Source organism: Micromonospora sp. CA-240977, from assembly GCF_050942285.1.
In the GTDB taxonomy this organism is placed as follows: Bacteria; Actinomycetota; Actinomycetes; order Mycobacteriales; family Micromonosporaceae; genus Micromonospora.
The window spans coordinates 3,734,248-3,755,575 of record NZ_CP192055.1; the positions used below are offsets into that span (position 1 = coordinate 3,734,248).

The 21,328-nt window shown below is 71.0% G+C and carries 27 protein-coding genes; 18 read left to right on the forward strand and 9 right to left on the reverse strand.

What is annotated here, in order from left to right; translation table 11 throughout:
- Positions 1–94 precede the first annotated feature (94 nt).
- A complete protein-coding gene (locus tag ACQPWW_RS17250; RefSeq protein ID WP_433133950.1) occupies positions 95–958 on the reverse strand; it encodes an NmrA family NAD(P)-binding protein in 864 nt (287 codons plus the stop codon).
- Positions 959–1,043: 85 nt separating this feature from the next.
- On the opposite strand from ACQPWW_RS17250, the gene ACQPWW_RS17255 reads away from it, so the two are divergent.
- From ACQPWW_RS17255 to ACQPWW_RS17270, 4 genes are all read left to right on the forward strand, one after another.
- Entirely contained in the window at positions 1,044–1,769 is a 726-nt protein-coding gene (locus ACQPWW_RS17255; RefSeq protein WP_433133953.1) for a TetR/AcrR family transcriptional regulator, read from the forward strand.
- A 258-nt stretch (positions 1,770–2,027) separates the two neighbouring features.
- Positions 2,028–3,503, forward strand: coding sequence for a rifampin monooxygenase (gene rox, locus ACQPWW_RS17260; protein WP_433134395.1), 1,476 nt, complete (start codon positions 2,028–2,030; stop codon positions 3,501–3,503).
- 134 nt (positions 3,504–3,637) lie between these two features.
- Positions 3,638–5,539: a S9 family peptidase gene (locus ACQPWW_RS17265; RefSeq protein ID WP_433133956.1), complete on the forward strand. Its 1,902-nt coding sequence runs from the start codon at positions 3,638–3,640 to the stop codon at positions 5,537–5,539.
- Between the two features lie 8 nt (positions 5,540–5,547).
- Entirely contained in the window at positions 5,548–5,859 is a 312-nt protein-coding gene (locus ACQPWW_RS17270; protein ID WP_433133958.1) for a methyltransferase domain-containing protein, read from the forward strand.
- Between the two features lie 524 nt (positions 5,860–6,383).
- On the opposite strand, the gene ACQPWW_RS17275 is transcribed toward ACQPWW_RS17270, so the two are convergent.
- Together ACQPWW_RS17275 and ACQPWW_RS17280 are read right to left on the reverse strand one after the other, a co-directional pair.
- Positions 6,384–6,845: an HNH endonuclease gene (locus tag ACQPWW_RS17275; RefSeq protein ID WP_433133961.1), complete on the reverse strand. Its 462-nt coding sequence runs from the start codon at positions 6,843–6,845 to the stop codon at positions 6,384–6,386.
- 21 nt (positions 6,846–6,866) lie between these two features.
- Positions 6,867–7,415 carry a TetR/AcrR family transcriptional regulator gene (locus ACQPWW_RS17280; RefSeq protein WP_433133964.1) on the reverse strand — a complete coding sequence of 183 codons (549 nt, stop codon included), beginning with the start codon at positions 7,413–7,415 and terminating at the stop codon, positions 6,867–6,869.
- Between ACQPWW_RS17280 and ACQPWW_RS17285 the strand changes: the two genes are divergently transcribed.
- Together ACQPWW_RS17285 and ACQPWW_RS17290 are read left to right on the forward strand one after the other, a co-directional pair.
- Entirely contained in the window at positions 7,375–7,806 is a 432-nt protein-coding gene (locus tag ACQPWW_RS17285; RefSeq protein ID WP_433134397.1) for an SDR family NAD(P)-dependent oxidoreductase, read from the forward strand. The two genes, ACQPWW_RS17280 and ACQPWW_RS17285, sit on opposite strands and share 41 nt — an antisense overlap.
- Entirely contained in the window at positions 7,734–8,558 is an 825-nt protein-coding gene (locus ACQPWW_RS17290; RefSeq protein WP_433133966.1) for a hypothetical protein, read from the forward strand. Before ACQPWW_RS17285 ends, ACQPWW_RS17290 begins: the two co-directional genes overlap by 73 nt.
- A 3-nt stretch (positions 8,559–8,561) precedes the next feature.
- Here the strand turns inward: ACQPWW_RS17290 and ACQPWW_RS17295 are convergent, their stop codons facing one another.
- The gene (locus ACQPWW_RS17295; RefSeq protein WP_433133968.1) at positions 8,562–9,254 is read right to left on the reverse strand and encodes a TetR/AcrR family transcriptional regulator; all 693 of its coding nucleotides are present in this window, start codon (positions 9,252–9,254) and stop codon (positions 8,562–8,564) included.
- Between the two features lie 53 nt (positions 9,255–9,307).
- On the opposite strand from ACQPWW_RS17295, the gene ACQPWW_RS17300 reads away from it, so the two are divergent.
- On the forward strand, positions 9,308–10,426 hold the full coding sequence (locus ACQPWW_RS17300; protein ID WP_433133971.1) for an FAD-dependent oxidoreductase: 1,119 nt from the start codon (positions 9,308–9,310) through the stop codon (positions 10,424–10,426).
- 136 nt (positions 10,427–10,562) lie between these two features.
- Entirely contained in the window at positions 10,563–11,045 is a 483-nt protein-coding gene (locus tag ACQPWW_RS17305; RefSeq protein ID WP_433133972.1) for an NUDIX hydrolase, read from the forward strand.
- Positions 11,046–11,074: 29 nt separating this feature from the next.
- On the opposite strand, the gene ACQPWW_RS17310 is transcribed toward ACQPWW_RS17305, so the two are convergent.
- Together ACQPWW_RS17310 and ACQPWW_RS17315 are read right to left on the reverse strand one after the other, a co-directional pair.
- On the reverse strand, positions 11,075–11,809 hold the full coding sequence (locus tag ACQPWW_RS17310) for an SMI1/KNR4 family protein (protein ID WP_433133973.1): 735 nt from the start codon (positions 11,807–11,809) through the stop codon (positions 11,075–11,077).
- A 131-nt stretch (positions 11,810–11,940) separates the two neighbouring features.
- Entirely contained in the window at positions 11,941–12,681 is a 741-nt protein-coding gene (locus tag ACQPWW_RS17315; protein ID WP_433133975.1) for an SDR family oxidoreductase, read from the reverse strand.
- A 124-nt stretch (positions 12,682–12,805) separates the two neighbouring features.
- Here ACQPWW_RS17315 and ACQPWW_RS17320 point away from each other — a divergent pair, with 124 nt between their 5' ends.
- Entirely contained in the window at positions 12,806–13,288 is a 483-nt protein-coding gene (locus ACQPWW_RS17320) for an RrF2 family transcriptional regulator (protein WP_433133977.1), read from the forward strand.
- Positions 13,289–13,294: 6 nt separating this feature from the next.
- Here ACQPWW_RS17320 and ACQPWW_RS17325 read toward each other — a convergent pair whose 3' ends face one another.
- A complete protein-coding gene (locus ACQPWW_RS17325) occupies positions 13,295–14,839 on the reverse strand; it encodes an ArnT family glycosyltransferase (RefSeq protein WP_433133979.1) in 1,545 nt (514 codons plus the stop codon).
- A 122-nt stretch (positions 14,840–14,961) separates the two neighbouring features.
- On the opposite strand from ACQPWW_RS17325, the gene ACQPWW_RS17330 reads away from it, so the two are divergent.
- The 3 genes from ACQPWW_RS17330 (at position 14,962) to ACQPWW_RS17340 (ending at position 17,328) form a co-directional block, all read left to right on the forward strand.
- A complete protein-coding gene (locus ACQPWW_RS17330) occupies positions 14,962–15,993 on the forward strand; it encodes an aldo/keto reductase (RefSeq protein WP_433133981.1) in 1,032 nt (343 codons plus the stop codon).
- Entirely contained in the window at positions 15,990–16,496 is a 507-nt protein-coding gene (locus ACQPWW_RS17335; RefSeq protein ID WP_433133984.1) for a DUF664 domain-containing protein, read from the forward strand. Before ACQPWW_RS17330 ends, ACQPWW_RS17335 begins: the two co-directional genes overlap by 4 nt.
- Positions 16,497–16,740: 244 nt before the next feature.
- The gene (locus ACQPWW_RS17340; RefSeq protein WP_433133986.1) at positions 16,741–17,328 is read left to right on the forward strand and encodes a GNAT family N-acetyltransferase; all 588 of its coding nucleotides are present in this window, start codon (positions 16,741–16,743) and stop codon (positions 17,326–17,328) included.
- On the opposite strand, the gene ACQPWW_RS17345 is transcribed toward ACQPWW_RS17340, so the two are convergent.
- A complete protein-coding gene (locus ACQPWW_RS17345) occupies positions 17,329–17,574 on the reverse strand; it encodes a flavin reductase (RefSeq protein WP_433133988.1) in 246 nt (81 codons plus the stop codon).
- A complete protein-coding gene (locus ACQPWW_RS17350) occupies positions 17,574–17,888 on the reverse strand; it encodes a hypothetical protein (protein ID WP_433133990.1) in 315 nt (104 codons plus the stop codon). The genes ACQPWW_RS17345 and ACQPWW_RS17350 overlap by 1 nt, the downstream gene beginning before the upstream one ends.
- A gap of 191 nt (positions 17,889–18,079) precedes the next feature.
- On the opposite strand from ACQPWW_RS17350, the gene ACQPWW_RS17355 reads away from it, so the two are divergent.
- From ACQPWW_RS17355 to ACQPWW_RS17380, 6 genes are all read left to right on the forward strand, one after another.
- On the forward strand, positions 18,080–18,847 hold the full coding sequence (locus ACQPWW_RS17355) for a DUF5753 domain-containing protein (protein ID WP_433134399.1): 768 nt from the start codon (positions 18,080–18,082) through the stop codon (positions 18,845–18,847).
- Positions 18,838–19,029, forward strand: coding sequence for a DUF397 domain-containing protein (locus tag ACQPWW_RS17360; RefSeq protein WP_355031686.1), 192 nt, complete (start codon positions 18,838–18,840; stop codon positions 19,027–19,029). Before ACQPWW_RS17355 ends, ACQPWW_RS17360 begins: the two co-directional genes overlap by 10 nt.
- A 187-nt stretch (positions 19,030–19,216) precedes the next feature.
- Complete coding sequence (locus ACQPWW_RS17365; protein WP_433133992.1) at positions 19,217–19,732, forward strand: DUF2087 domain-containing protein; 516 nt, start codon at positions 19,217–19,219, stop codon at positions 19,730–19,732.
- Between the two features lie 52 nt (positions 19,733–19,784).
- Positions 19,785–20,261 (forward strand): MarR family winged helix-turn-helix transcriptional regulator, encoded by a 477-nt coding sequence (locus ACQPWW_RS17370; RefSeq protein WP_433133995.1) that lies wholly within the window; start codon positions 19,785–19,787, stop codon positions 20,259–20,261.
- Between the two features lie 77 nt (positions 20,262–20,338).
- The gene (locus ACQPWW_RS17375) at positions 20,339–20,752 is read left to right on the forward strand and encodes a DUF6069 family protein (protein WP_433133998.1); all 414 of its coding nucleotides are present in this window, start codon (positions 20,339–20,341) and stop codon (positions 20,750–20,752) included.
- A gap of 41 nt (positions 20,753–20,793) precedes the next feature.
- Positions 20,794–21,288, forward strand: coding sequence for a GNAT family N-acetyltransferase (locus tag ACQPWW_RS17380; protein WP_433134000.1), 495 nt, complete (start codon positions 20,794–20,796; stop codon positions 21,286–21,288).
- Positions 21,289–21,328 lie beyond the last annotated feature (40 nt).

A 21,328-nucleotide genomic window follows, 5' to 3' on the forward strand; every position in this document is an offset into this window, starting at 1 on the left:
CGGCGGCCTGGCCGCGACGCACACCGACCGCGCGGTCGGGGGAGTACGGCCGCTGGCTGGCGGCCCAGCGAACCGTACGGAGGACGAGGCCCCCTCAGGCCTGGGCGGCGATGGCCGTGAGCACCGAACGGACGGACGTCGGACGGTGACCGATGAGGGTCTCCAGGGTCGGGTCGGTGACGGCGAACTCGCCACGGCGAGCCGCGCGGTACAGCCCGAGGGTGAAGTCGGCTGCTGCCGCGGGGAGGCCGCGAGCGATGGCATCGGCGCGCCACTGCTCGTCTTCGGCGACGACGCGCCGGATGGTGCGGCCGGTGATGGCGCTCAGGACGCCGGCCACCGCCTCCAGGTCGAGCATCTCCGGCGCGGTCAGCGGGGCCGTGACCCCGTCGAGCGCGCCATCCTCGGCGAGGGCGATGGCCGCGGCCTCGGCAAGGTCGGCGTGTGCGGTCCAGGAGACCGGACCGTCCGCCGGTGCCACGAGCTGACCGGTCTCCAGGGCCGCACCGACGGCGAAGCTGAGCGTGCTCGCGTAGAAGCCGTTGCGCAGGGCGGTGAAGGGGACACCCAGCCCGGCCAGATGCTCCTCGGTCTCGGCATGCGTGAGCTGGGCGGGGAAGAGCGAGTCCTTGGACGCCGCCTGGTGGCTGGTGTACAGCACGCGCTTCGCCCCGGCGGCGTGGGCGGCGTCGATGGCGGCGCGGTTCGCGACGACCGCGCCGCTGCCGCGAATGGCGGCGGACACGACGAGGACCTTCTCGGCACCCTCGAAGGCGTGTCGCAGCGTGGTCGGGTCGGTGAAGTCGCCGGCGCGGACCCGTACGCCGCGTGCGGCGAGATCCGCGGCCTTTGTCACGTCGCGCACGCTGACGCCGACGGTTTCGGCGGGCACCCGCTCGAGTAACCGATCGACGATCTGCGAGCCGAGTTGACCGGTGGCGCCGGTGATGACGAACATGATGACGTCTCCTTGTTATCGTCGATATGGGTGAGACGTTAGCAGCGATAGCAGAGAGATAACAAGATGCTGTTAGCATTGATTCATGACTGCGGCGCAGGACACGGCATCCCGGGACGAGGTGCGGCTCGGCATCGTCGCGGCAGCCAGTCAGCTGCTGCGCGAGCAGGGCGCGAACGCGGTGACGACCCGGGCCGTCGCCCAGGCGGCCGGCGTGCAGGCGCCCACCATCTACCGCCTCTTCGGTGACAAGAACGGCCTGATCGATGCCGTCGCGGAGCACGTGATGGCCACCTACGTCGCTGCCAAATCCGCCGCCGTGCACGCCGCCGAGGGTGATCCGGTAGCGGACCTGCGGTTCGGATGGCGGGCGCACCTCGAGTTCGGCCTGGCGAATCCCGAGCTGTACGCGCTCATCGCCGGTCGGGGGACCGCCGGGCTGTCGCCGGCGACGGCTGCCGGCATCGAGGTGCTGCGCACCCGCGTACGGCGGCTGGCCGCGGCCGGCCTGTTGGCTGTCGACGAGCGGCGCGCACTCACGATGATCCACGCTGCCGGCAACGGAACAGTGCTCGCCCTGCTGGAGACGCCCCCGGCGAAGCGCGACAGTGGCCTGGGTGACGCCATGTTCGACGCCGTGCTCAGCAGCATCCTCGTGAGCACTCCGGCGACACCCGACACGACGGTGAGCGCCGTGGCGGTCACGTTCGCCACTGTGGTGCCCGACCTCCCGGGGCTCACCGACGCCGAACGCGCGCTCATGACGGAGTGGCTCCACCGATCGCTGACCTCGCCGCACGAGAACCCCTGATCACGTGGCGGCAAAAGCACTGGACGAGATGGTGCTCGGCTTGTAGCTTGCAGCTGACCGTGACACCGCCCGAGGAGGTGAGACCCATGAACGCTGTATCGACGTGGGTGCTCCCCTTCCCGTCATGGCCGCGCGACTGACGTAGGTGTCGCCGGGAGCGCCTCGCCAACAAGGCACTCTCGAAGGGCAACACCTATGCGTTCTCTGCAATCCACCGCCGAGCAGCCGTCGACCGACCGCGCCGGTCGCGGGCCCCTCATCTTCGATGTGATCATTGCCGGGTGCGGGCCGACCGGTGCCATGCTGGCCGCCGAACTGCGGCTGCACGACGTGCGGGTACTCGTTCTCGAAAGGGAAACAGCGCCCGCGTCGTTCGTGCGCATCGTCGGTCTGCACATTCGCAGTCTTGAGCTGATGGCGATGCGCGGGCTGCTGGATCGCATCCTTCCGCACGGAAGGCAGCGCCCGGCCGCCGGCTTCTTCGCCGCCATCGCCAAACCCGTGCCCAAGGGCCTGGATTCCGCGTACGCCTATCTGTTGGGGATCCCGCAGCCGGTCATCGTCGACCTGCTCGAAAACCACGCCACCGAACTGGGCGCGCAGGTCCGGCGCGGCGGCGCGGTCGTCAGCATCGAGCAGGACGACGAGGGCGTGACAGTCGAGCTGGCCGACGGGGAACGGCTGCGGTCGCGGTACCTCGTCGGCTGTGACGGCGGGCGCAGCACGGTGCGGAAACTCCTCGGCGTCGGCTTCCCCGGCGAGCCCGCGCGCACCGAGACGCTGATGGGTGAGATGGAAGTACGCGCGCCACAGGCGGAGATCGCCGCCAAGGTCGCCGAGATCAGCGCAACAATTCATCCCTTCTGGCTCCGGCCCTTCGGCAACGGGGTCTACAGCGTCCTGGTCCCCGCCGCGGGAGTCAGCGACCGCGAGGTGCCGCCCACCCTCGAGGATTTCCAACAACAGTTGCGCGCCATCGCGGGAACCGATTTCGGTGTGCACTCCCCGCGCTGGTTGTCCCGCTTCGGGGATGCCACCCGGTTGGCCGAGCGTTACCGCGTCGGTCGGGTACTCCTGGCCGGCGATGCCGCACACATCCACCCGCCCATCGGGGGACAGGGCCTCAACCTGGGCATTCAGGACGCGGTCAACCTCGGCTGGAAACTGGCCGCACAGGTCCACGGCTGGGCGCCGGAGACTCTGCTGGACACGTACCAGGCCGAACGTCATCCGGTCGCCGCGGACGTGCTGGACAACACCCGCGCCCAGACCGAGTTGCTCTCCACCGAACCGGGCCCGCGCGCCGTGCGCAGGCTGCTCACCGAACTGATGGACTTCGACGAGGTGAACCGCCACCTGATCGAGAAGATCGCCGGGGTCGGCATCCGCTACGACTTCGGCCCAGGCCCCGACCTGGTCGGCCGCCGCGTGCGCGACCTCGCGGTGAAACAGGGCAACCTCTACGGACTGCTGCACCGCGGCCGGGGCCTGCTGCTGGACCGCACCGAACGCCTGACCGTCGGCGGCTGGTCAGACCGGGTCGATTACCTGGCCGATCCCACCGCGGAGCTTGACGCGCCCTGCGTCCTGCTGCGCCCCGACGGCCATGTCGCCTGGATCGGCGACAACCAGCAGGACCTGGACGACCATCTCTCCCGCTGGTTCGGCGAGCCCGCCACCGACGGATTGGCAGCGCGGGCGGCCGGTGGTGCAAGCGGTGTGAGCCCGAAGTAGGGGACAGCGGTCACGAGTTCGGAGCCGGCCTGGTTGAGCACGGATGCCGCGCCCAACCAGGCCGGCCTTTGCCGTGCCGCTGTCCAGCAACCGGCCGATCGAGCGGTGCCCTGTCGTGCTGGCAGACTGATCGCATGAGTGGTCTGACCGCCGAGCTCGTGGTCGATGGTCGTGAACCGCGGACCCCGGCGCTCGCCCCGAACGGGCGCCTTGTCTGCTACGTCCTCGCCCCCATCAGCCGGACCGGTGACCGCCTCGACACCGCACTCTGGCTCGTCGACACCGAAGACGCCGCCGCGTCGCGCCGGGCGACTGCCGACACCGCAACCGAGTCCCGGCCACGCTGGTCGGCCGACTCGGCGACGCTGTTCTTCCTGTCCGACCGCGCCGAGCGGGGCACCCCGCAGCTGCACAGGCTCAACCTCGCCGACGGTACGACGTCCACGTTGACCAGTTGGCGCGCCGGCGTCATCGACCATCTGCCGCTCGTCGACCCCGACCTGGTCGCGCTGCTCGCCGAGGACGAACCCACCGAGCACGACGCGCGCCGCGCCCGGGACCGCGACGACGCCATCGTCGTCGGCGAGGGCGAGCCGCGGGCCCGGTTGCGCCTGCTCGACCTGCGCACCGGCCGGATCACCACCCCGGACGTGTTCGCCGACCGGCACGTCCTGGAACTGCGGCAACGCCCCGACGGCGGGCCACTCGCCGTGCTGACCGGAGCCAGCGCCGACAGCGACTACGGCCCCCGCACCGGCCACCTGCACCTGTTCGACCCGGCGACCGGGACCGCCGAGAACCTCGGACCGGTCGGAGCCGACGCACGATCTCTGGCCTGGTGGCCGGGGGAGTACGGCTGGCACCTCTGCTACCTCGCGCTCACCCCACCGGTTCTGCAGGCCGGCACCGCCGTGTTCGACCTGGCCGTGGACAGCCGCGTCCTGCGCAACCGCACCGCTGGTCTCTCGATGTGCCCCACCACCCTCGGTGAGACCGACGGTGCCCCGCTCGTTGTGTTCGCCGACGGCCTGAACTCGACAGTGGCCCGGCTCGGCCCCACCGACCTCACGATTCTGTCGCATCACCCCGGACGCCTCGACGCCCTCACCACCACCCCCGCCGGTGACGAGATCGCCGCCCTGACCGGCACCCGCTACCAACCTCCGAACGTGCATGTCGGACCGCCAACCGGGCCGCTGCGACGAATCACCGACACCCGCCCGGAACTGAACGGCATCGCACTCGGCACGCAACGACCGCTTGCCTACCGTGCCGCCGACGGCCTCGACCTGGACGGCCTGCTCGTACTGCCGGTCGAAAGAACCGCGTCGGAAGGCCCGTTCCCGCTTGTCACGATCGTGCACGGAGGCCCGTACGATCGCTACGCCGATCGTTGCCAGCTGTTCTGGTTCCCCAGCGCGCAGTGGCTGGCCGCCGCCGGCTACGCCGTGTTGCTGCCCAACCCGCGTGGTGGTCAGGGCCATGGCCACCAGTTCGCCGCCAGCGTCGCCGGCCGGGTCGGACAGCAGGAGTGGACCGACATCCTGACCGGCATCGACCTGCTCATCGCCGAGGGCATCGCCGACCCTGACCGGCTGGGCATCGCCGGCTGGAGCCACGGTGGCTTCCTGTCCGCCTGGGCCGTCAGCCAGACCGACCGCTTCCGCGCCGCGCTGGTCGGCGCCGGCATCGTCGACTGGGGAATGCTCGCCGCGACGGGGGACAACGGCCAGTTCGAAGCCGCGCTCGGTGGCAGCACCGGCTGGTCCGGCATCGGCCCCCACCCCCATGACGCGGTCAGCCCGATCTCCTTCGCCAGCCGCATCCGTACTCCGGTGCTCATCCTGCACGGCGCCGAGGACACCAACGTTCCCCTCGGACAGGCCGTGTACCTCCACCGGGCGCTGCGCCACTTCGACGTCGAGCACGAGTTCGTGATGTACCCGAGGGAGGGCCACTCGATCCGGGAACGCCGCCACCAACTTGACGTCCTGCGCCGTACCCGTGCCTGGTTTGATCGCTGGCTCATGCCCTGACCGCGGGATTGCACGATCCCGCTCAGCGTCGCAGGAGGCGTTCATCCTCGCGAACCCGCCGTCCGGGCGAAGAAGCGGAGGTCGACGTCGGGGGAGGCGCCGAAGTCCAGCAGCACGACCTGGAGGCCCCGCTGGAATTCGCGGCCGACGCGTCGTTCGACGGGGTCGTCTGCGCGCTGGTCCTGCATCACCTGACCGACCGGGCCCGGTTCCTCGTCGAACCGAGGGCGGTCGAGTCGCTTCGCGCGATAAACCCGGAGCGCTACGAGCGGCTGACCGAGCGTTCGAGCTTCGTAGCCCTCCGCCTCCGCCGTCCCTGACGACGCTCACTGGGTGGGCCTGCCGCGGCGTGGTCAGCGTCGACGTGCGGCCGCAGGTGTTGTCGCTTCCCGGCCGGTCGTTACTGACCTGAGCTGATGTCACGACCCCAGAAGGATCTCGTGGGGAAGCGCGCCCCGCCTGACGTTGCTCGCCATGGTCGAGAGTTCGCGCCACACGGCGAGCTAACTCGCCACCTCAACCGTGGAGCGACACCTCCCCCGTACCGCCCCCCGGTCGACGTCATCGACCCCATTGCGGTCATTAATGGTTTGCCGGTAACAGTAATCCGATAAATCGTCCCTACAAAAGGGGCGAAAGGTGCGCGCATCATAATGACAGTTCTTGTGCGTAAGGATTTAGGATGGTGTAGTACCCTTGGTGAGCCGGGGCGGCACGGGTAGCGGTCCCGACTGCAGGTAGTCCAATGTGCGGCCTAGCGCCTCCGCGCTGTCTCGGAAGTGCCCGAGCGCCGAATTGCAGCCGTGAGTGGCGGTCCCGGCGTCGGACCACGTGGCCGGGCTGACTACGAGCGGCCGTACGCGGAGCGGGCCTGGGCTACCTCGGCGGCCTCGCGTTCACGCCACCGGCGCTGAGCCTCCTGGTTGCACATCCGACAGACTCGACGGTAGCGGGCGGTCGCCGGGTCGAGTTCACGGTCGTGACCGTTGCGGCACTGTGCCGGCTGGTTTCGGCTGCGGCAGGCCTCGGCCCGGCTGAGCTGGCGCAGATGTGTCGGCTCGATACAGTCGGCGGCGCCGCAGGTCTGGTCGACGTCGAGAGCGGGGTCATACCCGCCGACGAGGACGACGTACGCGGCGATGTGCGCCCACGCGCGACCGGCGACCTTCTGGTGCACCCCGCGTCGCCGCCCGTAACCTTCGATGACAAGGCAGCCGTCCTCGGTGCGATGCGAGCGCTCCAGCAGGTAGGTCCGCAGCGACTCTTCGGTGTGGTACCGGGACAGACCCTTCACGGCCGAAAGCACGGTGCCACCGTACTCCGGGCGTCAGGCGCGTAGGCCGGCGACGACGATCTCGACGAGGACTGTGGCGCCGCGGTGCCGCGCCGTCGCGACGCAGCCGATCACGAGGGCTTGAATGTCGTCGAGCGTGACGTCCGGACGGATGGTGCCTCGTTGCTGCGCCTCGTTCAGGAGTTCGGCGATGGCCGCGTTGAGGGCGGCGTCAGCGTCCGCGGGTATCTGGTATCCGCCGCCGGCCAGAGCGTCCGCGATGGCGCGGTTGGTGAGGCCGGCCTCCACCATGACGGTGAAGAACCCGGCGAAGTCGATGCCGGAACGGGCCTTGTCGGTCAGGGCCTGGAGGCGGTCGAGCACCACGGCCTCGATGAGCGATTCCTTGGTCGGAAAGTGTCGATACACGGTGCCGGCGCCGACGCCCGCGCGGCGGGCGATCTCGTCGATGGGCACGCTCAGGCCTTCGGCGGCCAAGGTCTCGTAGGCGGCATCCAGGACCGGAGCTACCGCCGGCATCGGCCTGGAAACGGCGATAGCTCTGAGCGCACAAGGAGCCCACGCGGTGATCGGCGCTCGCAACGCGGCACGCGGTGCGGACGCCCTACGCGCGTTACCCGGCAGAGGCAGCGTCCTCGCACTCGAACTCGCCAGCCTCCAGACTGTGCGGCAGGCGGCAAGCGACCTGCACGAGCGCTTCGAGCGACTCGACATCCTGATCAACAACGCCGGTCTGTGGTGGCAACTCGGCGCGGGCCGTCGAGGCAGGTGTGGTCGCCGAAACGGATGCCGCGGGGTGGCTTCAGCGCCTCCGGACCGTTTCTTGCCGGGTTCACCCTCTACCTGGTCACCGCTCAGGCCTGAGCCTGAGTCGGGGGACTGTGGGAGAGCATCGGATCTGTGGAGATCGTCGAACAGCTCGTGCTGGGCAAGCATGGGGATCCTGACGTGTGTGAGGACGCGATCGTCGTGACCGCCGAGCACGTCGCGGTTATCGATGGCGCTACGGACGTGAGCGGCAGGCGTTACGGAAACGGGGCGGGCGGGTGGTGGGCCATGACGGCTTGCCGGGACGCCGTGCGGCGGCTTCCGCGCGACGTCGACTCGCACAGCGCGGTCGCGGCCATGACCGCCGAGCTGGCGGCCCGCATCGACTCGACGTTGAGCGCAGCGGAACGGCCGAGCGCGGCGGTAACCGTCTACTCGCGAGCGCGTCGAGAGATCTGGCAGGTCGGTGATGTCGGATTCGCGTACCGTGGGCTCCCCACGTCGGTCGGTCAGCCGCGCAAGCTGGTCGACCAGGTCGCGGCGTCCTTCCGCGCCGCGGTTCTCGCCGCGGAGGTAGCCGCCGGGACGATCAGCATGGATCGGCCGGTGGAGGTGGATCCGGGACAACTCGCGGCGCGAGCGCTGACCGGGCGGCAGGGTGCCCTGCGCAACAGCACCGGACCGTACGCGTATGCCGCCATCGACGGCCGTCCGGTTCCGCCGTCGTTGGTGATTGTGCATCCGGTGCCTGACGACGTTGACGAGCTGGTGATCGCCAGCGACGGTTATCCGGTCATCGGCGAGACCTTGGCCGAGTCCGAGTCGACGCTTGCCCTGCTCCTGGAGAAGGACCCGTGGTGCGTGGCCGAACTCGCCGGAACCAAGGCGGTGCTGCCTGGTCAGGTGAGCTTCGATGACCGCGCCTACCTGCGTGTCCGAGGGTTGGGCGGGAGGTGAGCGTCACGCCGGCGGCCGGGTGATTTTGGCGGCCACGGCGTCGAGGACCCAGTCCAGGCCGGCCGCGAAGGACTCCTCGGGGTCCACCTCTGTGCCGTCGTGCACGGCCTTGGCCAGCGCCGGGAAGCGGCCCGTGGCCAACATCTTCGTCACGTGCGGGCCGAAGGCGCGTTGCCAGTCGCGCTTGGACAGGCCGGTGGCGCGCTCGGCCCGCAGGTTCGCGATCTCGCGCCTGATCGCACCGGTGACGTAGGCGCTGACGGTTTGCACGGCGCGCAGGACGGTGTCGACGTCGGCGAGACCGTCGAGGGCGGCCAGGTTGGCCTCGGTCACGGCCATGGCGTTGGGTCCCAGGGTGGGGCGGCCGCCGAGCAGATCGGCCAGCCAAACGTGTCGCAGGGCGGCCTGCCTGGTGCGGTGGGCGAGGATGCGCAGCGCCTCCCGCCAGTCACCGGGCCGCTTCTCGGGGAGAATCTCGGCGTGGACCTCGTCCACGATGAGGTCGAGCAGCTCGTCCTTGGTGGAGATGTATCCGTACAGCCGCATCGGGCCGGCGTTCAGCCGGGCGGCGACCTTGCGCAACGACACCGCCTCCAGGCCGCCCTCGTCGGCCAGCGCGATGGCAGCGGCGATGATCTGTTCCCGGCTGAGCGGCACGGGGCGATTCGGCGGCTCCGGCCGGTCCCACACGGTCATGATCACTCCCTGTTGTTGCGATGCATTGTACGGGTGAGATACGGTGTATCGCTATGAGACAGCGTATCGCGGTGGTCGGGGGTGGCCCTGGGGGTCTTACCTTCGCCCGCGTCCTGCACCGCCACGGCTACCCCGTCACCGTCCTCGAACGCGATCCCGCGCCCGACTCCCGCCCCCCGGGCGGCACGCTGGACCTGCACGACGGGCTGGGCCAGCTGGCACTGGACAAGGCGGGGCTGCGGGCAGAGTTCGAGGCGCTGTCTCGTCCCGAGGGGCAGGCCATGCGCATCCTGGACGCCGCCGGGACCGTTCTGCGCGACTGGCGACCCTCTCCGGACGAGCGGGCCAATCCGGAGATCGACCGCGGGCAACTCCGTGACCTGCTGCTCGACTCTCTCGACGTGCGGTGGGGTTACGAGGTGGCGCAGGTGGTGCCCGGGACCGAGGACGGCGTACTGGTTCGTTTCGCGGACGGGCGAGAGGAGACGTTCGATCTCGTGGTGGGCGCGGACGGCGCCTGGTCCCGGGTCCGCCCGGCAGTCTCGCCGGTGACTCCGCACTACACGGGCGTCACCTCGGTCGAGACCTCCCTCGACGACATCGACACCCGCCACCCTGACCTCGCCCGGCTGGTCGGCGACGGTTCGGTCGCCGTGTACGGCGTGAACCGGTCTCTCGTCGCCCAGCGCAACAGCGGCGGTCACGTCAAGGTGTACGCCAAGTTCCGCGCACCGCTGGACTGGCACGCCGACCTGGACCTGGTCGACGTCGAGGCCACACGATCGGGCCTGCTGGCGCTGTTCGACGGCTGGGCGGCTCCCGTCCTCGACCTGCTCGGCCACGGCGCCGCCTTCACCTACCGCCCCTTCTACGTCCTGCCCGAATCCCACACCTGGGCCCACGTGCGCGGGGTGACGCTCCTGGGCGACGCCGCCCACCTGATGCCACCGTTGGGGGCAGGCGCGAACCTCGCGATGCTCGACGGTGCCGAGCTCGCCGAGTTCATCGCTGCCGACCCCGACAATCTGGACGAGGCCGTCCGCGCCTTCGAGGAACAGATGTGGGTACGGGCCGGGCGGTGGGCGAAGATCACGACGGCCGGTCTGGAACGCCTCGTGAGCCCGGACCCCGCCGAGGCCCTCGCCCTCTTCGACCACGTCCAGCCCTCCTGAGCGCCAGGACACCGACGAGGGCAGCGAGCTACCGAGCCGGCCCGACGTCCGGTGATCGTCCTGAAAGAGGAGAAAAGGCCTGCCGAACGGGTGTGCAGGGGGGCGCGTTCCCGGCAACTGCGCGATCCTGGTCACTGTGATCACACAACGGCTTCGGGTGGCCGCGTACGCGGTGTGTCTGCGCGACGAGAGTCTGCTGCTCGCCCGCTGGGTGTCGCCGGACGGGGCTCGGCGGCACTGGACGCTGCCCGGCGGCGGGGTCGAGCACACCGAGGATCCGTTCGACGCCGTCGTGCGCGAGGTGGCGGAGGAGACGGGGTACGCGGCGCGGGTCGAGCAGTTGCTCGGGGTGAACTCGCGCACGAGGCACGTGGAGCGGCTCGACGACGACGTTGTCGAGCTGCACATGCTCGCGGTCTTCTATCGGGCCCGGGTCGTGGGCGGTGCGCTTCGATCCGAGACGGCTGGCACGACCGACCTGGCGCAGTGGGTGCCGATGGCGCGGGTCGTGACCCTGGAGCGTTCCGTCGTCGTCGACATCGGTCTGGAGCTGCACCGCAGCGCGCCACCTACCGGGCACGTGGAGCCGATCCGCACGACCGGCCTGCTGCGACACTGACCGCCCCGTGCGGGTCTCGTCGACGGGCATCAGGTGTAGGGGCTGCGCGCCTGGACGTCCCGAAGCCATGCCGGACGCGTCCCCCACGAGGCCGACGGGGTGCTGCCCCACTCGCATTCCGGCCCCACGAACGGATCGATCTTGAGAGGCGAGGTGGCCGGGTCCGCCGAGAACAGCGCCAGATCCTCGGCGTAGCGGACCAGTAGCAGCGTCCACGATGGAGCCAACACGTCCCATGAGGCGCATTCGACATCCACCCGGACCACCTGTCCGGGCGTGCCCCCCGGTGCCGGATCACCGTCGAGCAGCCACAGCACGTCGCCGTTCATGTGCCCCACGACCACTGCGCCCGGCGTGCCGACGATTGGCCGCACCGGGCCGTTCAGGCAGAGCATTCCCCTGTCGACCAGGTAGGCCCAGACCTGAGGGTCGTCCCAGTCCGGCTCCGGACCGTAGTTGTCGCGCCACATCCGGGTCATCTCGATGATCTGGTCGGTGTCGCAGAGGTTGTCCAGCGGTACCGGGGTGGGCTCAACAGACGGCAGTGTCGTACCGGGGTCGGTCCCGTTGTGGATGCGGAGACTTGCCCGGAAATCGGGCGGCAGTGTCAGGGCCAGGGCGGTTTCCACCGCATCGATCGCGTGTGCCGGGGCCGGCGCGTTGAGCTGCCGTAGGGAGGACGGCAGGACGCGACCGAGGCCAGCCTCGATCCGCGCCCACGCCTCGGCGACGCGCCTGTCGACCTCGGCTCCGGTGTCGATCACGACGCGAACTCTATCCATCACCGGTTCGTCTTCGCGGCCCCAGCCACGGGCAGCGGGGGTTGACGACCGCCCCGGCCCGTACGCCGCCGTGGTCCTCGACGGCCACGGCGGCGTGCGGGCCGGTGGACACGTCAGCCCTGGCGGTCGAGCCACTCCCGGTAGCTGGTGGGCGCGAGGACGGCGTCGTCGGCGGCGATGAGAACCGCACCGGGTACGGCGGCGAACATGCCGGCGCTGTCGTCGGTGGTGACGGTGCGCTTGTCGCCGCGCGCGGCGAGCGTGATCCGTCCCAGCTCGTCGAGGGCGAAGACGTCGGGGCCGGCGACGTTGCGGACACCGCGCAGGGGTGCTCCCATGCTGACCTCGGCGACGGCCTGCGCCACGTCGGCAGCGGCCATGGGCTGCACGGGGGTGCTGGGCAGGCGGACGGTGGTGTCGTCGGACGTCCAGGACAGGATCGCGTCGACGAACTCGAAGAACTGGGTGGCGCGGACGATCGAGTACGGAATCGGCCCGGCCTTCAGGATGTCCTCCTGGAGGACCTTGGCGCGGTAGTAGGCCAGGTCGGGCACCTGGTCGACGCCGACGATGGAGAGCACCACGGCGTGACCGACGCCCGCGCGACCGGCCGCGGCGAGGAGGTTGTCCATGGTCGTCTGGAAGAAGGCGGGGGAGGCGTCGTCGAAGGTCGGTGAGTTGGTCAGGTTGACGACGACCTCGGCGCCGGTGAGCCCGTCGACCAGGCCCTGCCCGGTGAGCAGGTCCACCCCGGTGGACGGCGAAAGCGGCACCGCCTCGTGCCCCGCGGCCTGCAAGATCTTGACGACCTGCGACCCGATGAGCCCGGTCCCACCCAGTACGGCGATCTTCATGCCCATGCACCTTCCCCTGGTTGTGAGGCCCGGTCGCTGACGCGAAACAAACTCGGACCTCTCTTGTCCGAGAACTATACTCGGACACAATGAGTCCGAGTAGCGGGGTGGCTAGGGTGAGAGCATGAAGATGTCCGGCGGGGTCGAGTGGGCGCTGCACTGCTGCGTGGTGCTCACCGCCAGCAGCGCGCCCGTCCCGGCGGCCAAATTGGCGGAGCTGCACGACGTCTCCAGCAGCTACCTCGCCAAGCAGCTCCAGTCGCTGGCCCGCGCCGGCCTGATCCACTCGGTGCAGGGCAAGTCGGGCGGCTACGTCCTGACCCGGGCGCCGCAGAGCATCACCCTGCTCGACGTGGTCCGGGCCGTCGACGGCCCCGGCCCGACCTTCGTCTGCACGGAGATCCGCCAGCGCGGCCCCTTCGCGACCCCGGCCGACGCCTGCACCACACCGTGCCCGGTCGCCCGCGCGATGTGGGCAGCCGAGGACGCCTGGCGTCAGGCGCTCGCCGCGGTCACGATCGCCGACCTCGCCCGCGACGTCGACACCAACTCCGGCCCCGAGGCCCTGGCCGGCATCCAGACCTGGCTGACCAGCGGAGCCGGCTGACCATCGTCAGCCGGTGTGGCGTACCTCGGTGTCCCAGATCTGCGCCCACGGACGCCGCAGCCCCCGACACACGTGGATCGGGCCGCCGTTCTCGTCGTTGTCCACCTCGACCCGCTGGTCCACCCGCCCCGCGAGCGTGCACTCGTCGAACCACGCGTCGAGCTGGTCGGGGCGCTCCCAGCCGACGGCGATGACCACGTCCGCGTCGGCGGGCGGCCGGCCGAAGTCGACCATGCTGTTGTGCCCGGAGTACGCCCGGGGCAGCTCACGGACCGGACCGTAACGGGCCAGCGCGCCGGCCTCGCCGTAGTTGCCGGTCAGGATGACCGCCCGGGAGCGGTCCTCGGGCGGCAGCGCACGATGGACCGCGGCGACCGAGTCGGCGAACGCCGGCCAACCGATCGTCTCGCCCGCGTCGTAGTTGACGTCGACAACGAAACCGGGCAGCCGCTCGGCGGGCAGCACCGGCAGCAGCAGCACGATGTTGGGTAACAGGAACGGCACCACACCCAGCGCGAGCAGCCCCCGACGCAGCCGGACCGACCCGCGCGACGCCCACCCGACGGTCACCACCGCGCCAGCGGCGGTCAACACCAGCAGCAGCGGCGCGTCGTAGTAGCCCTTGCCACCGGCGATCAGCACGATGCCGACCACCACCACCCAGGCCCAGCCCACCGCCCGGTAGGCCCGCCACGCCGGTCGGCGCAACAGCGCGACGAGGCCGGCGATCCAGATGGGTACCGCGTACGGGCTGATGATGACGAACTGGAGGGTCAACGCGTCGAGGCGGCCACTGTATGAGCTGTCGCCGTCGGCGATGGAGGCCGCCACGCCGAGCTGCGGAAAGCCGTGCGCCGCCTGCCAGATCAGGTTCGGCGCGGCAAGCACCACGGCGATCCCGGCGGCGGCGAGCACCCAGCGGTCGCGCAACAGCCGACGCGGCCCGGCGATGAGCACCCCGGCGACCAGGCCCACGGCCAGCAGCGCCGGCAGCAGCTTGCTGAGCATGCCCACGCCGAGCGCCAGCCCGATGCCCAGGGCCCAGCGACTGTCGCCGGTGCGCAGCAACCGCACCGCACACCACGCCGCGGCCAGCCAGACCAGCAGGTCGACGGTGGTGGTGCTGAGCAGGTGCCCGCTGGCGAGCACGATGCCGGACAGCGCGGCCAGCACCGCCGCGCAGGTCTGCGCGCCGCGACCGGCGCCCAGCTCGCGGGCGATGGCGGCGACAAGCAGCACCGCGCCGCCGGCCAGCAGCGCCGACGGGGTCCGCAGAATCACCAGGTTGCCCGGCGCGATCGTGTCCAGCAGCCGGGCCAGCGCCGGGACCAGCGGGCCCTGGTCGACGTAACCCCAGTCGAGGTGCCGGCCGGCGAGCAGGAAGTACAACTCGTCACGGTGATAGCCGTAGCGACCGGCGAGCAGCAGCAGGATCACGCTTGTCGTCAGGGCCACCAGCCACGGGCCGCGGGTGGGCGAACCCGGCTGCGCCGGCGGTGGCGACTGGGTCGGCTGCTGCGGTCGGTCGATGTCGATCGCGGGCTCGCTCACCCGCTCATGATGACCGGCGCCGTGGCCGCGCGGGTGCCCGTGCCGGGGCCCGGCGGCCTCCGTGTGCGGGTGGCCCCACCGGGTGCGAAGATCGGCTTTGTCACTCGGACCGAAAGGACGATATGCGCTATCGCACTCTGGGCGCCACCGGCACTGTGGTGTCGACCCTCTGCCTGGGCACGATGACCTTCGGCGCGGAGACCGACGAGGCCGGCAGCTTCGCCCAGCTCGACCGGTTCGTCGAGGCCGGTGGCACCTTCGTCGACACCGCCGACGTCTACTCCGCCGGTGTCTCCGAGGACATCGTGGGGCGCTGGCTGCGGACCCGGCCCGACCTGCGCGATCGACTGGTGATCGCCACCAAGGGGCGGTTCCCGATGGGGTCGGGGGCGAACGACGCCGGCCTGTCCCGGGTGCACCTCACCCGCGCCCTGGACGCCAGCCTGCGCCGCCTCGGCGTCGAGGCCGTCGACCTCTACCAGGCGCACGCCTGGGATCCGCTGACCCCGCTGCCGGAGACGCTGCGGTTCTTCGACGACGCGGTGCGCGCGGGCAAGATCCGCTACGCGGGCGTCAGCAACTTCACCGGTTGGCAGTTGCAGAAGGCGGCCCTGCTCACCCAGCACCTCAACCTCACCCCGATCGTGACCCTGCAACCGCAGTACAACCTGCTGGCCCGCGAGATCGAGTTCGAGCTGGTGCCGGTCTGCGAGAACGAGGGCATCGGCATCCTGCCGTGGTCGCCGCTGGGTGGCGGCTGGCTGACCGGCAAGTACCAGCGCGACAGCACGCCCACCGGCGCGACCCGGCTCGGCGAGAACCCGCAGCGCGGCGTCGAGGCGTACGCCGGTCGTAACGCCGAGGAGCGCACCTGGCGGGTGCTCGACGCGGTGCGCCAGGTGGCCGGGGACCGTGGCGTGTCCATGTCGGCGGTGGCGCTGGCCTGGCTGGCGGCTCGACCGGCGGTCACCTCGGTGATCCTCGGCGCGCGTACCACCGAGCAGCTCGACGACAACCTGACCGCCGCCGACCTGGTTCTCGACGCCGAGCAGATGCGGCTGCTGGACGAGGCGAGCGCCCCGCTGGTGGGCGACTACCCGTACGGCGGGGCGGGTGTGCGACAGCGCGCCCGGGACCTGCCGACCGGGTCGTGATTCCCTTTCCCGAGCCGACCGTCCCGGCCGGCAGTCGCACCGAGGTCTTCCTGCGCTACCTGGACTACTTCCGGGAGTCCACTGTGGCCCGGGTGTCGGCGCTTGCCGAGTCGGAGCTGCGGCACAGCCGGCTGCCGTCCGGGTGGACACCGCTGGAGCTGCTGACACACCTGCGGCACGTCGAGCGGCGCTGGATCGAGTGGGGTTTCCAGGGCCGGGACGTCGCCGAGCCGTGGGGCGACCGCCGCGAGGACCGCTGGTACGTCGCCCCCGACGAGACGCGGGAGGACCTGGTGGCGGCCCTGCGGGCGCAGGGCACGCACACCACTGCGGTGGTGACGGCGCACGACCTGGCGGAGGTCGGCGCGCCGGGGCCGCGCTGGGACGGCGCGGCACCGGCGTCGCTGGAGCGGGTGCTGTTCCACCTGGTGCAGGAGTACGCCCGCCACCTCGGTCACCTCGACGTGGTCACCGAACTCGCCGGGGGCCCGACCGGGGAGTGAGGCCGCCGGCTCGATACTTGGCGGATGCCGCTGCTCGTCACCCCCGTGGCTTCGTTCTTGTGAACGAGCGGTTTCCCTTGCTCAATCGCTGACCCGCGCCGGCCGAGGGAAGATGGCGCATCTCGCCGGGTCGGCGGTGATCCCGTCGGGCAGCGGCACCACCAGATCTTGGACAGTTTCCGTTAGGGCCTAACGGAGACTGTCCAAGATCCGCGAAGAGTGGCACTGACGCGATAATGGGCGCATGCCGCTGCTCGTCGCGCCAGCTCTGCCCGCCGGGAGCTTCGCCGCCCAGGAGCAACCCCATCTTCCGGTACGCCCCGCGCTGGCGCTGCGGCCGTGGCGCGACGACGACGCTCCGACGGTCCGGGTCGCCTTCGACTGTCCGGCTATCCAGCGGTGGCACGTCCTCCGCCTCGATTGCGACGACGAGGCGCGGGCGTGGACGGCGCAGTGGGCGGGCCGCTGGCGCGATGAGACGGCGGCCAGTTGGGCGATCGTCGACGCCGACGACCGGCCGCTCGGGCAGGTGGGTCTACGGGGTTTGCTGCTGGCCGAGGCGTCGGCCCAGGTGTCGTACTGGCTGCTGCCCGGCGCGCGCGGTCGGGGGATCGCCACCGCCGCGTTGGCGACACTGACCCGGTGGAGCTTCCTCCAGGCCGGCCTGCACCGGTTGGCACTGGAGCACTCGACCGCCAACGCGGCGTCGTGCCGGGTGGCCACGCGGGCCGGCTTCGCGGTGGAGGGCCTGCTCCGGGGGTCGGTTCGGCACACCGACGGCTGGCACGACATGCACCTGCACGCGCGGCTGCGCACCGACGCCCCGATCTGATCAGCGGGCTTCGGCCCAGCCGACGAAGCGCGGGGTGAGATCGGGCGACGCGACGCCCGGGTTGAGGGTGGTGAGGTCGGCTTCGGCTGCTTCCTGAAGCCCGGCCAGGTGTGCCACCAGCCCCGGCCGATCCTCGCGGTACTCGCCGAGCAGACGCAGCTTCGCGGCCGAACACGGCCACCGGATGCCGCAGGCCCGGCACCGCCACGACGGCCGCAGCGGGGAGTGCGGTGGGCGCTGGGGCATCAGCCGACCCCCACCGCGCCGGAACGCCGGGCAGGTCTGGGCCGGCGGGTCTCGTCGGCGCGGCGCGGGGACGACACCTGGATCCGCACACCCGCACGCATGACGAACAACTCGCGCCGTGCTATCGCGTCGCCCTTCGGGTTCAGCTCGTAGGCGTCGAGCCAGAGCCAACCGTCGTAGGTGTGCCGGTCGGGTAACTCGCGGATGACCCGGACGACTATCGGTTTCCGGAACTGGACGCTGGCGGCGGTGGTCAGGAGGATCACGTCTCCCGCCCGCAGTGTGTCGGTCGGCGCGGCTTCCTCGGCTGGCATTGGTGTTCCCCCTGGCTGGGCGTTGGGAAGGGGCCGCCCCGACGGGGCGGCCCCGCTACGAACGCGTCCGCCGGGTTCGGGTCCCTGCCGGCCACGCCGTCTACAGAGCACCTTGCCGAGGGTTGCTGGACAATCACACAGCGTTGTGTAATCTTCTTCGGACGGTCGGTTTGTTCCAGGGGAGGGACGGCATGAACCACGCCTTTGTTGCGGCGCTCGCCGAGGCGGGGCACACCGCCGAGAGCCTGGCAGGTCGCATCGGCGTGCACCCGAAGACCGTGGCGAGATGGGCAAACCCGGGCCACATTCCGCAGAGCCGTCACCGCTCGACCGTCGCGGAGTTGCTGGCAAAGGACACCGACGCGCTTTGGCCGGACGTCGTGCGTCGTCGCGAACCGGTGTGGTTCCGGCCGTGGGTCGATATCGAACGCGAGGCGGTGACGCTGCGGTCGTTTCAGCTGGCCTGGGTGCCCGGGTTGTTGCAGACGGAGGCGTACGCGCGGGCGACCCTGGCGGGCGGGGTGCTGCGACCGGACGCGGTCGGCGAGTTCGCCGAGGCTCGGATCTGCCGGCAGGCGATCCTCACCCGGGACAGTGGACCTCTGCTGATCGCCGTGCTGGACGAGGCGGTGCTCCGGCGACGCGTCGGTGACGACCGCGCCCTGATGGCGGCGCAACTCGCCCGCCTGCTCGGGCACGCCGAGACGGGCAGCGTCCAGCTCCACATCGTTCCGGCGGACGCGCCCAGCTACCCCGGTCTGGACGGCCCGTTCACCATCGCCGACATGCCGGACGGGTCGCGGGTCGCGCACGTCGACGGCCCGGCCCAGGCGCAGATCCTCGATCAGGCATCGGAGCTTGTTAACCTGGAACGACGGTGGGAGCGTATTCGCGGAGAGGCACTGCCCCGAGGGCGTTCCTTGGACCTTCTCAGAGAAGCGGCAGCATCATGGACATGAGCGGTGCGCGGTGGCGTAAGAGCACGAAGAGCGGCGGCAACGGCGGTGACTGTGTCGAGGTCGCCGACAACCTCCCGGGGGTGGTTCTCGTGCGGGATACGAAGGATCGCGACGGCGGCACGCTGACCTTCAGCCCGCAGTCGTGGCGTGGCTTCGTCGCGATGACCCGCGACGCCGGCTGACCGACCACCCCGTACGCAGGCTCCCGGCGCTGGTCGGGGGCCTTTTGCGTGGGTCGGTCACCGCGTACGGCCCGGGTCACCGGACAGCGGCGGGGTCGGCCGGGTGAGCCGGCGCACGCCGGCTGCCGACCGAGCGGGCCGGAAAACGCCTGGCGGTCCGCGTACCGCCGATGCGAGGGTGACCGGCGTGACCGCGCATGCTCTGGCCGGAGCCCTGGCCGACGACGGACGACGACGGATCTTCGCGGCGATCGTGCTGGGCGCGACCAGCGCGGCGCAGGTCGCCGAGCGCACCGGTCTGCCGGCGCGGGTGGTGCTCACCGGGGTCCGCCGGCTCACCGACGCGGGCCTCGTCACCGGCGCGGACGGCGCGCTCGCGGCCGACGAGGCGTCGTTGCGGGCGACCGCCCGCGACAGCCGCCCCGCCGACGACAGCGACTTGGCCGCCGATCCGGTGCTGCGGACGTTCCTGCGCGGCGACGTCCTGGTGGGCCTGCCGGCGCAACCGAAACGGCGGCGCGTCCTGCTCGCGCACATCGCCGAGCGGTCCTTCGCACCGGGCACCCGCTATCCGGAGCGGGCCGTCGACGACGCGCTCAAGCCGTGGTGCGCGGCGGGCGGGTCGGATCACGCCACGCTGCGCCGGTATCTCATCGACGAGCGGTTGCTCACCCGCGAGCACGGGATCTACCAGCGGCTCTGATCGTCGGGCGCGCGCATCGTCTCGTCCCGGAGGATCTTGCTAGCCTCGGCGCATGACCTCCTGCACGCCCGCTGACGGCCCACCGGACCTGCTGTTCCTGCTCTCCTGGGCGAGTCACGCGTTGCAGACCGAGCACGCCGCGGGGCTGGCCGAGTTGGGCATCTCGCCGCGGGCGCACTACGTGCTGGCACAGGCCCGTACCGGTGAGCTGACCCAGCGGGAGATCGGCGAGCGGTGCGGCGTGGACAAGACCACGATGGTCGTCACGCTCGACCAGTTGGAGCGGGCCGGGTTGGCCGAGCGGCGGCCGGCGCCGACGGATCGGCGGGCCCGGCTGGTCGTGGTGACAGCGGCGGGGGAGCAGGTCCTGCAACAGGCGCAGCAGGTGGTCCGGCGCATTCAGGACGACCTGCTCGCCACCCTGCCCGAGCAGGACCGAAAGGTGTTCCTGCGGGCTCTGCTGGCGTTGGTGGGCGGTCCACTGGCCAACACCTCCCCGTACGCGCCGGGCGGTCGCTCCGGCTGTTAGTTCCGAGAAAGATAGTTCCGAACAAGACTATCTGTTACGGTCTTACTCGTTCGTTTCCCCCTGAACGAGGAGCCGTCATGAGCGCTGCCACCGTCGCGAGCCCCACCACCTCGAACCTGCGCCGCCGCGCCCTCGGCGTCGGCGTCGCCGTCGTGGCCAGCCTGGCCATCTGGGCGATCGGCGCGCTCGCCGGCGTCGACTTCACTGTGGAGAGCCCGGGTCAGCCCGCCACGGTCATCGGGGCCGGCGCGATCGTCATGGTCTCCCTGGGGGCGGCACTGCTCGGCTGGGCGACCCTGGCCCTGCTGGAGCGGTTCGCCGCACGCGTCGCCCGACCGGTCTGGGTCTCGCTGGCCGTCGTGGTGACGCTGCTGTCCTTCGTCCCTCTGCTCAGTGTCGAGGCCACCGGCGGCGCCAAGCTGACCCTCGCCGCGACGCACCTGGCCGTGGCGGTCCCACTTGTCGCTCTGCTGCCGGCCCGCCGCCGCTGACCATCTCGATAAGAGGTTGACCGGGCGGTGATCATCGACTGGTGACCATCACCACCCGGCCAACCTGGACAATCAGCGTCAGTCGACCCGACGAGCCCGACGCCCTGCTGCTGCTGCGCGAGTACATGACCGAGATGGTGGTGCGCTACCACCACCGGCCGGCCCTGCCCGGCGAGGTCGACGAGGCGCTCGCCGAGATGTCCAGTGACGACCTGACCCACCCGAGCGGTGTGCTGCTGCTCGCCCACCACGACGCCGACCTGGCCGGCTGCGCCGGACTGCGCTGGCAGCCCGGCTGGGCCGAGCTGACCCGGGTGTTCGTCCGACCCGCCCATCGGGGCGCGGGTGGCGGTGCCGCGCTGCTGGCCGCCGCCGAGCAGCACGCCGAGGTGGCCGACGCGGACCGGATTCGGCTCGACACCCGCGCCGACCTGGTCGAGGCCCGCGCCCTGTACACCCGGCACGGCTACGTCGAGATCCCGGCGTACTCGCAGGGCCCCTACGCCGATCACTGGTTCGAGAAACGGCTGCGGTGAGCGGTTGACGCCGGTCAGCGGATGCGCTAAATAAGAAGAG

Coding starts and splice junctions, on each gene's coding strand:
- ACQPWW_RS17330 (WP_433133981.1), top strand. CDS start 14,962: ATGCGCTATCGCACTCTGGGCGCCACCGGCACTGTGGTGTCGACCCTC.
- ACQPWW_RS17300 (WP_433133971.1), top strand. CDS start 9,308: ATGAGACAGCGTATCGCGGTGGTCGGGGGTGGCCCTGGGGGTCTTACC.
- ACQPWW_RS17350 (WP_433133990.1), bottom strand. CDS start 17,888: ATGCCAGCCGAGGAAGCCGCGCCGACCGACACACTGCGGGCGGGAGAC.
- ACQPWW_RS17345 (WP_433133988.1), bottom strand. CDS start 17,574: ATGCCCCAGCGCCCACCGCACTCCCCGCTGCGGCCGTCGTGGCGGTGC.
- ACQPWW_RS17340 (WP_433133986.1), top strand. CDS start 16,741: ATGCCGCTGCTCGTCGCGCCAGCTCTGCCCGCCGGGAGCTTCGCCGCC.
- ACQPWW_RS17355 (WP_433134399.1), top strand. CDS start 18,080: ATGAACCACGCCTTTGTTGCGGCGCTCGCCGAGGCGGGGCACACCGCC.
- ACQPWW_RS17375 (WP_433133998.1), top strand. CDS start 20,339: ATGAGCGCTGCCACCGTCGCGAGCCCCACCACCTCGAACCTGCGCCGC.
- ACQPWW_RS17255 (WP_433133953.1), top strand. CDS start 1,044: ATGACTGCGGCGCAGGACACGGCATCCCGGGACGAGGTGCGGCTCGGC.
- ACQPWW_RS17265 (WP_433133956.1), top strand. CDS start 3,638: ATGAGTGGTCTGACCGCCGAGCTCGTGGTCGATGGTCGTGAACCGCGG.
- ACQPWW_RS17295 (WP_433133968.1), bottom strand. CDS start 9,254: ATGACCGTGTGGGACCGGCCGGAGCCGCCGAATCGCCCCGTGCCGCTC.
- ACQPWW_RS17360 (WP_355031686.1), top strand. CDS start 18,838: ATGGACATGAGCGGTGCGCGGTGGCGTAAGAGCACGAAGAGCGGCGGC.
- ACQPWW_RS17370 (WP_433133995.1), top strand. CDS start 19,785: ATGACCTCCTGCACGCCCGCTGACGGCCCACCGGACCTGCTGTTCCTG.
- ACQPWW_RS17250 (WP_433133950.1), bottom strand. CDS start 958: ATGTTCGTCATCACCGGCGCCACCGGTCAACTCGGCTCGCAGATCGTC.
- ACQPWW_RS17320 (WP_433133977.1), top strand. CDS start 12,806: ATGAAGATGTCCGGCGGGGTCGAGTGGGCGCTGCACTGCTGCGTGGTG.
- ACQPWW_RS17315 (WP_433133975.1), bottom strand. CDS start 12,681: ATGAAGATCGCCGTACTGGGTGGGACCGGGCTCATCGGGTCGCAGGTC.